Source organism: Bifidobacterium scardovii JCM 12489 = DSM 13734 (genome assembly GCF_001042635.1).
Taxonomy (GTDB): domain Bacteria; phylum Actinomycetota; class Actinomycetes; order Actinomycetales; family Bifidobacteriaceae; genus Bifidobacterium; species Bifidobacterium scardovii.
In genome coordinates, this window is sequence record NZ_AP012331.1 from 1,959,921 (window position 1) to 1,972,826 (window position 12,906).

Here is a 12,906-nt window from a genome sequence, read left to right on the forward strand (position 1 = left end):
CAATGATAAAGCCCGGAATCTTGCGATTCCGGGCTTGTCCACATCCTACGACAACGAGTCGCGGACTATGCTCACTCGGCGTCCTCGGCCGGCTTGTCGGCGGCGAGTTCGTCGGCGACGGCGGCAGCGGCGGAAGCGGCGGCGACGCTCTCGTCCTCGGCGGAGGCCTCGTCCTCACCGAGGAAAGCGCTCAGGTCGAGCGGCTCGCCCTCGCTGGTGAAGCTGACGGCGCGCATGCCGGCGAGCAGGCCCTTGGAGCGGCCGACCTCGGCGACGGCGGAGCCGAGCTGGCCGTTGCGCACGATCGCGTTGATGAAGTTGTTCGGATCCATGCCGTACTGCTGGGCGATGGAGGCGAGGAAGTTGAACACGTCGGACTGGGAGACCTTGACGTCCAGCTTCTCGGCGAGCGTGTCGAGCACGATCTGGTCGCGCAGTTCCTTCTCGGCGGACTCCTCGGCCTCGGCCTTCTGCTCCTTGGTGGCCTTGTCCGGATCGGCGGTCATGCCCTTGAGGTGCTCGGCGGCCGCATCGGCCTTGACGCCCTTGGGCACCGGGATCTCCAGGCCCTCCTGCAGGCGGGCGAGGAAGGCGTCGCGGGCCTCGGTGGCCTGGCGGGCTTCGCCGTCCTGTTCGATGTTCTTGCGGATGTCGGCCTTGAGCTCGTCGAGCGTGTCGAACTCGGAGGCCTCCTGGGCGAAGTCGTCGTCGAGCTCCGGCAGTTCCTCGGACTTGACGGAGTTGACCTTGACCTTGACCTGGGCCTTCTCGCCCTCGTGGTCGCCGGCTTCCAGCGTGCCCTCGAAGGTGGTCTCCTCGCCGGCGGACAGGCCGTCGAGGGCCTCGTCCAGGCCGTCCAGCATGGTGCCGGAGCCGAGCTCGTAGCTCACGCCCTCCTGGGAGTCGACGGTCTCGCCGTCGATCTGGGCTTCCAGGTCGATGCTGGCGAAGTCGCCCTTGGCGGCCGGGCGGTCGACGCCGACCAGGGTGCCGAAACGCTGGCGCAGGGTCTCGAGGCGCTTGCTCACGTCCTCGTCGGTGACCTCGGGCTTGGCGACCTCGATGGTCATGCCCTCGAGGGCCGGCAGCTCGATCTCGGGGCGACGCTCCACGGTGGCCACGAACTTGAGCTTGGTCTCGTCCTTGGCGGAGGCGGGCACTTCCTGCACGTCGAGCTCAGGCTGGGCCATCGGGCGGATCTGCTTCTCCTCCAGCGCCTTGGAATACAGCTCCGGCACGCCGTTGTTCACCGCTTCGCCGGCGACGGCCGCGAAGCCGATGCGCTGGTCGATGATCTTTCCGGGCACATGTCCCTTGCGGAAGCCGGGGACGTTCACCTGCTTGGCGATCTCCTTGCGGGCCTCGTCGAGATACGGGTCGAACTCTTCCGGTTCGACGGTGACGGTGAGCTTCACCTTGGTGGGCTCGAGGTTCCTGACGCTGATCTTCACGCTAAACGCTCCTGAAAAGTCGTTACTTCATAGTTCTGCCAATTTAGGCAACCGTTACATGATAACGCGACTTACGGACGCTGCAACCAGCTTCACCTGCCAGTCGCGCGCACCCTGCTCCGTGAGGAATTCCGCGACGTCCCTCTCCCCCGGATCGTCGGTCCAGCACAGATTGCGGATGTACTGCGGCTTGATGATGATTTCGGCCGGGGTGCGCGTGTCCTCGGCGATCTGCGTGATCACGCGGCGGGCGCGCTGCAGCCGGTCGAGCCGGTCAGGGTGGCGCGCCGCCCAGACGCGCATCGAGCGCGGCGCGTTGCCCTGCCCCTCGTCGGCATCGTTCTGCGGCGACGGCATCGTCGGCCATTCACCGGGCCCGAGCGCCAGGGCCTCCTGGATGACGCCCCGCCATACCGATGGCTTGACCTTGCGCTGGATCGGCGCGTACCGCTCGAACATCTTGTCCTGCTCGCCGCCGGTGTGCATGCGCACGCGCTCGTTGAGCGAGCGGATCATGCGGAATTCGCGCGCGTTGCGTGGCTTTTTCACCGCGGCTTCGATGATCGAGGAATCGGAGAGCAGCAGGTTCGGCGCGATGTCGTATTGCCGCGCGAGCCGATCGCGCTCCTGCCACAGCGCCTTGGCGACGGCCAGCCCCCGTGGGTCATGGCTGAGCACGTTGATGTGCGAGACGCGCAGCCATGGCACCGGGTGCCGGCGGCGCGGGCCCATGCCCTCCGCCAGCGTATGGGCGAACTCCTCCTCGGCCCACCCGGCCTTGCCCTGGCGGGCCAGATCGGTGCGCATCAGCCGCTCCAGTTCGATGAGCAGCTCTACGTCGAGCGCCGCGTAGTTGCGCCAGTCGCGCGGCAACGGGCGGTACGACCAGTCGGCGGCAGAATGCTCCTTCGCCAGCGTGATGCCCAGATAGCGCTCGGTCACGGCGGCCAGACCGAAGCGATGCAGGCCGAGCAGCCTCGCGGCGATCTCCGTGTCGAACAGCGCGCCGGGGCGCAGCCCCAGATCGGCGAATCCGGGTAGGTCCTGCGCGGCGTCGTGGATGATCCACGCGGCGCCGCCGAGCGCGGCGTTGAACGCCTCCCAGTCGACGCCGAACCCGTTCAGCGCGACCGGGTCGATCAGCGCGATGCCCGCGCCCTCGCGTTTGAACTGGATCAGCCAATCCTCGTGCCCGTAGCGGAACCCGGACGCCCGTTCGGCGTCAGCCGCCACGGAGCCAGTCGCGGCGGCGAATCGCATGCACACGTCGCGGAATCCATCGGGGGTCGCGGTGACGCCGGGCACTCCCCCACGCGGCTCGGACAGCAGTCTGGGCTCATCGGTCAACGGATGGTTCCTCCTCGGCAACGGCGGCGGAACGGATGAACATCGCCCACATCACCACCTGCGCGCCGGCGTCCATGCGTCCGTCAATATCTTCAAGCGGCGTCCATGATACACGCATTTCGCAACCAGCCGAATCCGGTCCGGCCAGCGACCCGAACGAGGTGTTTCTGGTGACCGTCACCGTGCCGCGGAGCCCGTCCCGGTCCGCGCCGTCGAGGAATCCGCGCAGGGTCTCCCAGTACATCGCCGGAGCCAGGCCGTTGTCCTCCCTCGTTTCCAGCGGCATGCGAGCGAAAGCGACGCACCGCCAGCGCGACGACCAGTCGTCCCGCGGCTCGCGCGAATACAGCAGCGTGATCCAGCCGGAGGCTCCGGAACGGGGACGGTCCGCGCCTTCGCCCACAATGCCGGGACGGGCGTGGTCGGGGTGCTCCCCCGATGCGCCGTCGCTGCCGCTCTCCAGTTCCACGCCGATGCCGTAATCGGCAAGCGTCGACGGCACGGGAATCTCTCGATAGCGCACGCCGGGCACGCGCCGCATCGCGCGTACAGACTCGACGGCACGCCACACTTCGTCAGGAACGCCGGCGGGGCGCCCGGGCAGGCCGGCATCGTCGCCTGGCCGCCTCGGCGCGGAAACTCCCCCCGGAAAAGCGAAGATCTCTGCCATATAACAAGGCTAAACGGGGCACCCTATTTTTGGCGGCATCGCCACGCGCCCCCGTGTCGCGCGTGGCGATGCCGGATACCGGTGCCACTTCCATATCCCATCCAACGGGGAACCAATACCCTGTATCGCAAGCGGTTCACGCCCCCGCTAGCGGGGCTGTCGGCGAAGCCGACTGGGGGTGGCCAGAAGCATGGCTCGACCACCCTCCGGCGCTACGCGCCACCTCCCGCCAGCGGCGGAGGATCGGTCGGCCATCAACCATTTACAAAATAAACCGACAGGACGAATAACGCACAGACAACGGCAACTTCAGTACACAGTGAAACCGTGGGACTGGAATTGCTCGACGACGCGCTGCTTGAGCGCGGCGCTCGGGCCCTTCTGGTTCTCAAGCGGGTACGGAATGCGCAGCTCGTGCCACTTCGGGCGGCCGAGCTGGTGGAATCCGAGCACGTCGATGTGCTCGACCGCCCCGTCGAAGCTCTCGCAGATCCGCGCGACGTTCTCGACGTTCTCCTCCGAGTCGGTCAGGCCCGGCACGAGCACGAAACGCACCCAGATCTTCTTGCCGGCCTTGGCGAGGCGCTGGCCGAAGTCGATGGTCGGCTGCAGCAGGCCGCCGGTGACCTTGTGGTAGGTCTCCTCGTCGCCGGACTTGACGTCGAGCAGGCACAGGTCGATGTCGTCGATCATCTCGTCGGTGTAGTTGGTGTTGAGGAACCCGGAGGTGTCGAGGCAGGTGTGCACGCCCATCTCCTTGGCCGCGCGGAACACGCGGGAGACGAAGGCCGCCTGCATCATCGACTCGCCGCCGGAGAAGGTGATACCGCCGCGCGTGGCCTTGAACAGGTCCTTGTAGCGGTCGACCTTCTTGATCATCGCGTCGAGGTACACCGGCTGGCCGTCGCGCATCTTCCAGGTATCCGGATTCTGGCAGTACTGACAGCGCAGCGGGCAGCCGGACATGAAAACCGTCATGCGGGTGCCCGGGCCGTCCACGGAGGTGTTGATGTCCCAGGAGTGCACGAAGCCGATGTCGCCGGTTTTCAGTGCGCCGATGCGGTCGCGCCGGTCCAGGCCGATGGGCGATTCGAATCCGGAGAGTCCCCCCATCAGCGTCTGACTGGCATAGGTCTTCGACTCCTTGAGCATATGCCGGGTCGTGGTACGGAACGTGAGTGTTACGGGCATCGCTGTCCTCCTTGGCATACAGCCTTACAACAAATGTCGGCCCCCGCCGGACGGGGCTGTCGGCACAGGCCGACCGGGGCGGCGCTCAAGGCGCCGGAACCCCCAATCAGCCCGCGGCTGACAGCCCCACCGGCGGGGGCCGTATCATGCGCCAATGCGGTCGCGCGGACCGGCCCTCGCGGGGCCGGCATCATGACGTCATCAGTCGGTGACGGCGCCCTGATGGAACGTACGGGAGATGACGTCGAGCTGCTGCTCCTTGGTGAGCTTGACGAAGTTCACCGCGTAGCCGGAGACGCGCACGGTCAGGTGCGGGTACTTCTCGGGGTGCTCGACGGCGTCCTCCATGGTCTCCTTGCGCAGCACGTTGATGTTCGCGTGGTAGAGGCCGTGGCCGTTGCCGGCGTCCAGGATGCCGACCAGGTTGCCGATGCGCTCCTCCTCGTCGCGGCCGAGGCCGTCGGGGGTGATCGTGTTGGTCAGCGAGATGCCGTCCAGCGCGTCGTTGTAGTCGATCTTGCCGACCGAGAACATCGACGGCAGCATGCCGTGCGAGTCCATGCCGTTCTCCGGGTTCGCGCCCGGGGCGTACGGGGTGCCCTTCTTGTGGCGGGACGGGAAGGAACCGGTGTTCTTGCCGTACTCCACGTTGGAGGTGATCGTCAGGATGGACTGCGTCGGGACGGCGCCGCGGTACACGGGCAGGCGCTTGACCTGGCCCATGACGGTGGAGACGACCCACTTGGCGATGTCGTCGGCGCGATCGTCGTCGTTGCCGTAAACCGGGAAGTCGCCCTCGGTGCGGTAGCCGACGACCAGATCGTCATCGGCGCCCTCGACGTACTCGTACTCGTGGCCCTCGAGGTTCTTGGCGTCCTTGTTGTAGATCGGGTACACCTTGGCGTACTTGACGGCGGACAGCGAGTCGGCAGCGATCGACAGGCCGGACATGCCGCAGCCGAGCGTACGGTACACTTCCTTGTCGTGCAGCGCCATCTCGATGGACTCGTAGGCGTACTTATCGTGCATGTAGTGGATGATGTTCAGGGCCTTGACGTAGGTCTCGGACAGCCACTCGAGAGCCTTCTCGTAGTTGGCCTTGACCTTCTCGTAGTCAAGCGTGCCGTCGGCCTCCGGGGCCACCGGCTCGATGACGCCCTTGTCGATGACCTGCATGCCGGTCATCTCGTCGCGGCCGCCGTTGATCGCGTAGAGCAGCGCCTTGGCGGAGTTCACGCGTGCGGCGAAGAACTGCATCTGCTTGCCGACGCGCATCGGGGAGACGCAGCAGGCGATGGCGGCGTCGTCGCCCCAGTGGTTGCGGATCTCCTTGTCGGACTCGTACTGGATGGCCGAGGTGTCGATCGAGATCTTGGCGCAGAAGCGCTTGTAGCCTTCCGGCAGCTTCGGATCCCAGAAGATCGTGATGTTCGGCTCCGGGCCGGGTCCAAGGTGCTCGAGGGTCAGCGTGTTGAGCAGACGGAACGAGGTCTTGGTGACCATCGGGCGGCCGTCGCCGCCGAAGCCCGCGTCGGACCAGGTCGCCCAGTACGGATCGCCGGAGAAGATGTTGTCGTAGTCCTTGGTGCGCAGGAAGCGGACGATGCGCAGCTTCATGACGATGTTGTCGATGATCTCCTGGGCATCGGTCTCAGTGATGAGGCCGGCCTTGAGGTCACGCTCGAAGTACACGTCGAAGAACGCGGAGTTGCGGCCGAAGGACATGGCGGCGCCGTCCTGGCTCTTGATGGAGGCGAGGTAGCCCATGTAGGTCCACTGCACGGCTTCCTTGGCGGTCTGGGCCGGGCGGGTCAGGTCCAGACCGTACTCGTTGCCGAGGGTGATCAGCTGCTTGAGGGCCTTGATCTGCTCGTCGTGCTCCTCGCGGAAGCGGATCCAGTGCTCGATCTCCGGCTCGGTGAAGTCGTTGCGGTACGGCACGGAGTCCTTGTCGCGCTGCTTGAATTTGATCAGCGCGTTGAGGCCGTACAGGGCCACGCGGCGATAGTCGCCGATGATGCGGCCGCGGCCGTAGGCGTCCGGCAGACCGGTGAGGATCTTGTTATGGCGGGCGACCTTGATGTCCTTGGTGTAGACGCCGAAGACACCGTCGTTGTGGGTCTTGCGGTACTTGGTGAAGATCTTCTTGATCTCCGGATCCGGCTCCTTGCCGGCTTCCTTGATGGCCGTCTCGACCATGCGCCAGCCGCCGTTCGGCATCATGGCGCGCTTGCACGGCACGTCGGTCTGCAGGCCGACGATCACGTTGTCGACCTCCGGGGAATCGATGTAGCCGGCCGGGAAGGCGTCGATGCCGGCGGGGGTGTGGGTGTCCACGTCGTAGACGCGCTGCTTGCGCTCGACGGCCAGGTAGTTGTCGTCGAGGTACTTCCACAGGTGCTTGGTCTTGTCGGTAGCGTCAGCCAGGAAGGACTCGTCGCCGGTGTACGGGGTGTAGTTCTTCTGGATGAAGTCACGTACGTCGATGTCCTTTTGCCAGTTGCCCTCGGTGAAGCCTGCCCAGGCCTTGGCCTCGAGCTCTTCCTGAGACACTGCATTGTCAACTGCTGTCATGTCACTCCTTGGTGTCGTAGGCGGCGCATCTTCACGCCGTCTCCTTACATCTCCCCATGGTAGTTGAGCCAAGCTGGGAAAAGGCTGATTCACAACGTGAGCTATCTCACATTTTGTTATCGCTCACATCATCGCCGTCGAGGCCGTCGTCGTAGGAATCGTCGTCATACGGGTCGCCGTCGGCGCCGGTCTTGCCCCACCGGTTCCACTGGCGCGTGGCCTCGTTCCACGTCGTGTTGCGCTCCTTGACGATCCGCCACGCGTCGATGGCGTCCTGGCGCGTCCGGTACGGCCCCATGCGGTGGCTGATCGGCGAGACCTTGCCCTGCTCGGGCTGTTCGGCCACCGTGTTGAAATACCATTCCTTGTCGCTCATGAGCATCCCCTCCCGTTGGCCGCCGCGCGCCAACCGCACGGCGGCCGACCGTACGACATCCTACTCGCGGAACGCGTTGGTGATGGGCAGGCGGCGGTCGCGGCCGAACGCGAGCGCCGTGACCTTCGGCCCCAGCGGGTACTGGCGGCGCTTCCACTCGGCGCGGTCGACCAGGCGCATCACCGTATCGACGGTCTTGGCGTCGAAGCCGTCGGCGAGCAGGTCGGCGCGGCCGTGCGCATGCTCGATGTACGCGGCGAGTACCTGGTCGAGCAGCGCGTATTCGGGCAGCGAGTCGGAATCCTTCTGCCCGGGGCGCAGTTCGGCGCTCGGCGCCTTCTCGATCGAGTTGACCGGGATCATTACCCCGCCCGGCAACGGCGTGCCGGCGCCACTCCGCTCGTTGCCGACGATGCCGAGACCGCCGATGCCGACGCCCGCCGCCGCGGCCTTGTTGCGCCAACGGGACAGCTCCCAGACGCGGGTCTTGAGCAGGTCCTTGATCGGCGCGTAGCCGCCGACCGCGTCGCCGTAGATCGTCGAATAACCGCAGGCGAGCTCGGACTTGTTGCCGGTGGCCAGCGCCAGCAGGCCCTTCGCGTTCGAGTAGGCCATGACGATGACGCCGCGGATGCGCGCCTGCAGGTTTTCGGCGGCCACCCCTTCAAGGTCCAGCTGCTTCTGGTAGGACACGAACAGCGGCTCGATCGGCTGCACGTCGTATTTCGCGCCGAGATTGGCGGCCAGGTCGGCGGCGTCGTCCTTGGACCCGTCCGAGGAGTACATGCTCGGCATCGAGATGCCCTGCACGTGCTCGCCGCCGCACGCGTCGGCGGCCATGGCGGCCACAAGCGCCGAGTCGATGCCGCCGGACAGGCCGAGGCACACCCCCTTGAAGCGGTTCTTGGCCATGTAGTCCTTGAGGCCGAGCACGCAGGCCGTGTACACCTCCTCATCCGGGTCGAGCTCGGGCGCGATCTCGCCGGCCCCCTGGCGTTCGGCATCCGCGTCGAAGTCGAAGAAGCCCAGATGCTCCATGAACATCGGCGCGCGGGCCAGTAGCGTGCCGTCGGCGTCCACGACGAAGCTGCCGCCGTCGAACACCAGATCGTCCTGGCCGCCGACCTGGTTGACGTAGATCACCGGCGCGTGCACCTCGTCCGCGCGGCGCACCGCCAGGTCGTAGCGCACATGCGTCTTGCCCTCCTCGTACGGGGAGCCGTTCATCGTCATGAGCACGTCGATGCCCCGGCCGGCCAATTCGGCGACGGGGCCGCCGTCCTGCCAGATGTCCTCGCAGATCGCCACGCCGACGCGCACGCCGTCGATGTCGAGCACCACCGAGCGTTCGCCGGCGGTGAAGATGCGGAACTCGTCGAACACGCCGTAGTTGGGCAGGAAGTGCTTGTCGTAGCCGGCCCACACCACGCCGTCGTGCAGCACGACCATGCGGTTCTTCGGCTTGTCGGAGGCGTGGTCGGTGCCGACCGTGCCGACCGCGACGTACAGGTCGCCGAGCCCATCGGCGGCCAGCTCGGTGGCCAGCCAGTTCGCCTTGTCCCACGCGGCCTGGCGGAAGGTGCGGCGCAGGGCCAGATCCTCGATCGGGTAGCCGGTGAGCGTCATCTCGGGGAACACCACCACCTGGGCGCGGCCTTTCGCGGCGAGATGCACGTACCGCATGATCTTGTCGGCATTGGCGTCGAGGTCGCCGACGCAGGTGTCGATTTGGGCGAGAGCGAAACGAATCTGAGTCATACCCGTTATCCTAGTGCACCCGGAGGCACCGGCGGGTTTCGCGCCCGCAGCCGGCCGCCCCGATACCTCTCCGATATCGTCCGGGCGCCGGCCTGGCGGCCGGTCTTCGCCGGGATTGTCTACACTGGTCGGTGAAGGCGGCAGGCGGGGGCGGTGCAGGACCGGCACCCATGGTGGGCGCGCCGGCCGCTCCCGGAGGCGGCCGCGCCCCATCGGACGGAGGTTTTTGTCATGGCAGCGAACAGTGAATCCGGCGCCATCGCGCGCGGCGGCGACATCAGGGCGGCGTTCTTCGACATCGACGGCACGCTCACCAGTTTCGTCACGCACTCGATCCCCGAATCCACGATCGAGGCGCTGCACGCGCTGCAGGCCCGCGGCGTGCGCATCTTCATCTGCACCGGCCGCGCGCCCTCGCACATGGGCGTCGTGCTCGACACGATGCCCGTCGACTTCGACGGCATCGTCGGCATGAACGGACAGTACTGCTTCGACGACCACGGCTTCCTCGAGGCGCGCCCGCTCGACAGGGACGACATCGAAACCGTCACCCGCTGGCTCGACGAGCACCCGGACGTGGTGGCGAACTACTGCGAGAAGGACTACGTGTACTTCAACCAAGTGACCGAGTCGATGCGCGCCTCATGGCGTCAGCTCGGCAAGACCGCGCCCGAGGTGCACGTCGATGACCCGCACGCACGCACGCCCGTCCACGAGACCTTCCAGATCAGCCCGTACATCGACGCCGCGCTGGAGGCGGAGCTCATCGGCCGGTGCCGCAACATCGCGGGCGTGCGCTGGCACCCGGATTTCGTCGATCTGATCCCCGCCGACGGCGGCAAGCCCGAAGGCATGAAGCGCTTCCTGCGCCACTACGGGCTCACGGCCGCGCAGGCGATCGCCTTCGGCGACGGCGGCAACGACGTGACGATGCTCGAATACGCGGGGATCGGCATCGCGATGGGCAACGCCTCCGAGCCGGCCAAACGGGCGGCCGACTACGTCACCGACAACGTCGACCACGACGGCATCATGAACGCGCTCAGGCATTTCGGCGTGCTGTAGCCCGGTCAGACGGAGGCAACGCCGGGTTGCGCCGCGGCCGGATGACGGGACGGTGGGATCAAGGGCAGCGTCACGGCGATGCGCCAGACGCCGTGCGCGCCCGACGTCTCGATCAGCCCGCCAAGCGATTCGATGACGGAACGGTGCAGCCCGAGCCCGCGCCCCGACCGCACGCCGTCGAGAGCCTCGGCATGGGAGCGCCGCGCATCGTAGCCGTTGCTTTCCTCGATGCGCAGGGCCGACCGGCCAAGGACGACCGTCAGCACGTAATTGTCCGCATGGGGGCGGCAATGCCGCACCAGATTCGCGTAGATCTCCCCGATCATGCCGATCGCCGCGTCGCGCACCGCCGCATCGACGCTCGCCGCGATGCCCAGCCCGGCAGAGGCATCGGACCAATCCGGCTCACCGGAACCATGAGATTCGCCGGACTGCACGAATTCTCCGGATTCGCCGGATTCGCCGGATTCGAAGCGGCCGAACCCCTCGATGCCCATATCGCGCAGTTTCGCGTCCTCGTCGCGCATCAGCGTCTCCACGGCGGCCTGCAGCGCGGTCCTCGACACGACGCCGCCCGACGGGGCGCGCTCCTCGAGCAGATCGATGACTTCGTGCACCGCCTGCAGGGCGTGACGCGACCGCTCGCGCAGCGCCCTGGAGGTCTCGACGACCAGCGCCGTGTCCTCGTTCCGCGGCAGCGTCGCGGCGATCAGCCCCAGCTGGTCGGCCATCAGGGCCATATACGACAGGTCGTTGGTCACCGAATCGTGGATCGCGGCCGTCAGCTCGGCGTCGCGCTGGCGGCTGACCATCCTCGCGTGCGTCCAGCGCAGCCGCTCCTCCGCGAGGCGCCTGGCGCGCTTGTCGTCGCGGTTGCGCATCAGCATGCCGATGCCGAACAGCACGACGTACAGCAGCGCGGCCACCGCCGCGAACATCAGGATCTCGCCCGGCTTGCTCGTCGGCCACGCGCCGGTCGCGCCGGAATCCGCGGGCAGGGACGGCAGCATGCCGAACGACATCAGCAGCGCGCCCTGCGCCACCAGGAACACGATGGCCAGGCAGACGACCCACCACGGCAGGATATAGCCGGCCGCCGGCATGAAGAAGATGTTCGAGGTGCCCACGGCATGGTTCGGATCCGGCGACATCGACACGATCGCCGTCATCAGCAGGAACACCCCGCAGGAGACCTTCGGATTGTGCCACATCAGGAACGTCATGTACAGGGTCATGACCGTCACCGCCAGGTCCTGCGCAGGCAGCGGCTTGGACCATCCGACCAGATCGACCGCGACAAGGCATACGGACAGGAATCCGCACCACTGCGGGAATCCGCGCGGCCGCACCATTCCCCAACCGTCGCGCAGCGCGCGCACGGGACCGGGCGCCGGATGCATGCTCACGCCCATTCGCCGGTGACCCACATGGCCACGGCCTGCGCCAGCGTAGCGGCGCCGAGCTTCTCCTCGGCGCGATGCGCATAGGTGCGTGCCGTGGCCTGCGTGATGGCGAGCCGTTCGGCGATGTCGGCGTAGGTCAGGCCGCGTGACAGCATGTCGATGATGCGCGACTCCTGATCGGACAGCTTCACCGGTTTGCGGGCGCCGGCCTTGAGCCGCTCGTGGGCCCGCTCGGCGGTGTCGAAGGACACGGAGCCGGCGAGTTCCGCGGGAACGAAGGTGCCGCCGCGGCGTATCGTGTCCACCGCCGCGACGATCTGCTGCATGCCGGCCTTGTCGGCCAGCCCCTGCGCGCCGGCCTGCACCAGGCGCTCCGCATAGTGGCTCAGGCTGTACGAGGTGACGCCGAGCAGCAGCACGTCGGCGCTCGTCTCGCGCACGCGGCGGCAGATTGTCAGCCCGCTGATCTCGCCGAGCGACATGTCGGCGATCAGCATCTGCGGGCGGGAGACCGGGTCGAGCGTCTTCGCCAGCGCCTCGCTGCCGGAGGTGGTCCACCACGGCACGGCCACGCCCCGACACATCTTCGGCAGCAGCTGCACCAGCACCTTCGCGGTGAGCATGTCGTTGTCGACCACCGCGACGCGCAGCGGCCCGGCCTGCTGCGGTTCCACAGCGGCCCCCGATGTCATGCCGTCATTCATGATTTCCCCGCTTTCCCGGCGCAGCCGCGACCATTCCCCGTTGAGATTCACCGTGCCCGTTCATACCTCCGAGTACAGCACGGATGGACGCGCGGCGCCGCCTAGTGTCATCATACGTGGACGGCTCGGACGCGGATCGGGCGCGCGCCTGTCATCAGGCGTCGACGCCGGGGCGCCGCGGCCCGCGTTCTCGTCTATGGTGGCGGCATGCGGCGATGGCGCGCGGCCCCGGCCGGGAGGCCCGCACGGCATCCGCGGCGCATCGGCTGCGAGGATGACAGCCCCGCCGAAATCACCCTTTCGGATGAGCGCGGAAACGCGCGGTTCGGGGTGTAATCAGGAGTGTCCCCGATACCGCGGCGGCCCC

General features: G+C 67.1%; 10 protein-coding genes. 1 reads left to right on the top strand and 9 read right to left on the bottom strand.

All coding sequences use genetic code 11. From position 1 onward, the window contains the following. Positions 1 to 71: 71 nt before the first annotated feature. The 7 genes from tig to BBSC_RS08185 form a co-directional block, all read right to left on the bottom strand. Positions 72 to 1,451 carry a trigger factor gene (tig, locus tag BBSC_RS08155; RefSeq protein ID WP_033518065.1) on the bottom strand — a complete coding sequence of 460 codons (1,380 nt, stop codon included), beginning with the start codon at positions 1,449 to 1,451 and terminating at the stop codon, positions 72 to 74. 54 nt (positions 1,452 to 1,505) lie between these two features. Continuing rightward, on the bottom strand, positions 1,506 to 2,798 hold the full coding sequence (locus BBSC_RS08160) for an HRDC domain-containing protein (RefSeq protein WP_033518066.1): 1,293 nt from the start codon (positions 2,796 to 2,798) through the stop codon (positions 1,506 to 1,508). Next, positions 2,788 to 3,468 carry a DUF3000 family protein gene (locus BBSC_RS08165; protein ID WP_033518067.1) on the bottom strand — a complete coding sequence of 227 codons (681 nt, stop codon included), beginning with the start codon at positions 3,466 to 3,468 and terminating at the stop codon, positions 2,788 to 2,790. Before BBSC_RS08165 ends, BBSC_RS08160 begins: the two co-directional genes overlap by 11 nt. Positions 3,469 to 3,777: 309 nt before the next feature. After that, positions 3,778 to 4,659 (bottom strand): pyruvate formate-lyase-activating protein, encoded by an 882-nt coding sequence (pflA, locus tag BBSC_RS08170; protein WP_033518069.1) that lies wholly within the window; start codon positions 4,657 to 4,659, stop codon positions 3,778 to 3,780. 201 nt (positions 4,660 to 4,860) lie between these two features. Further along, positions 4,861 to 7,233, bottom strand: coding sequence for a formate C-acetyltransferase (pflB, locus tag BBSC_RS08175; protein WP_033518070.1), 2,373 nt, complete (start codon positions 7,231 to 7,233; stop codon positions 4,861 to 4,863). Between the two features lie 106 nt (positions 7,234 to 7,339). After that, on the bottom strand, positions 7,340 to 7,609 hold the full coding sequence (locus BBSC_RS08180) for a hypothetical protein (protein WP_033518148.1): 270 nt from the start codon (positions 7,607 to 7,609) through the stop codon (positions 7,340 to 7,342). A gap of 60 nt (positions 7,610 to 7,669) precedes the next feature. Next, on the bottom strand, positions 7,670 to 9,367 hold the full coding sequence (locus tag BBSC_RS08185; RefSeq protein WP_033518072.1) for an NAD+ synthase: 1,698 nt from the start codon (positions 9,365 to 9,367) through the stop codon (positions 7,670 to 7,672). A 231-nt stretch (positions 9,368 to 9,598) separates the two neighbouring features. Between BBSC_RS08185 and BBSC_RS08190 the strand changes: the two genes are divergently transcribed. Then, complete coding sequence (locus BBSC_RS08190) at positions 9,599 to 10,432, top strand: Cof-type HAD-IIB family hydrolase (RefSeq protein ID WP_046726186.1); 834 nt, start codon at positions 9,599 to 9,601, stop codon at positions 10,430 to 10,432. A gap of 5 nt (positions 10,433 to 10,437) precedes the next feature. Here the strand turns inward: BBSC_RS08190 and BBSC_RS08195 are convergent, their stop codons facing one another. Both BBSC_RS08195 and BBSC_RS08200 read right to left on the bottom strand, forming a co-directional pair. Beyond that, on the bottom strand, positions 10,438 to 11,838 hold the full coding sequence (locus BBSC_RS08195; protein WP_156102372.1) for a hypothetical protein: 1,401 nt from the start codon (positions 11,836 to 11,838) through the stop codon (positions 10,438 to 10,440). Beyond that, positions 11,835 to 12,539, bottom strand: a complete 705-nt coding sequence (locus BBSC_RS08200; protein ID WP_144414454.1) for a response regulator transcription factor — start codon at positions 12,537 to 12,539, stop codon at positions 11,835 to 11,837. Before BBSC_RS08200 ends, BBSC_RS08195 begins: the two co-directional genes overlap by 4 nt. Between the last annotated feature and the right edge of the window lie 367 nt (positions 12,540 to 12,906).

What these genes read in the sequence shown, in the direction of transcription:
- BBSC_RS08165 (WP_033518067.1), bottom strand. Translation starts at nt 3,468, where the DNA reads ATGGCAGAGATCTTCGCTTTTCCGGGGGGAGTTTCCGCGCCGAGGCGG.
- pflA (WP_033518069.1), bottom strand. Translation starts at nt 4,659, where the DNA reads ATGCCCGTAACACTCACGTTCCGTACCACGACCCGGCATATGCTCAAG.
- pflB (WP_033518070.1), bottom strand. Translation starts at nt 7,233, where the DNA reads ATGACAGCAGTTGACAATGCAGTGTCTCAGGAAGAGCTCGAGGCCAAG.
- BBSC_RS08180 (WP_033518148.1), bottom strand. Translation starts at nt 7,609, where the DNA reads ATGAGCGACAAGGAATGGTATTTCAACACGGTGGCCGAACAGCCCGAG.
- BBSC_RS08185 (WP_033518072.1), bottom strand. Translation starts at nt 9,367, where the DNA reads ATGACTCAGATTCGTTTCGCTCTCGCCCAAATCGACACCTGCGTCGGC.
- BBSC_RS08190 (WP_046726186.1), top strand. Translation starts at nt 9,599, where the DNA reads ATGGCAGCGAACAGTGAATCCGGCGCCATCGCGCGCGGCGGCGACATC.
- BBSC_RS08200 (WP_144414454.1), bottom strand. Translation starts at nt 12,539, where the DNA reads ATGAATGACGGCATGACATCGGGGGCCGCTGTGGAACCGCAGCAGGCC.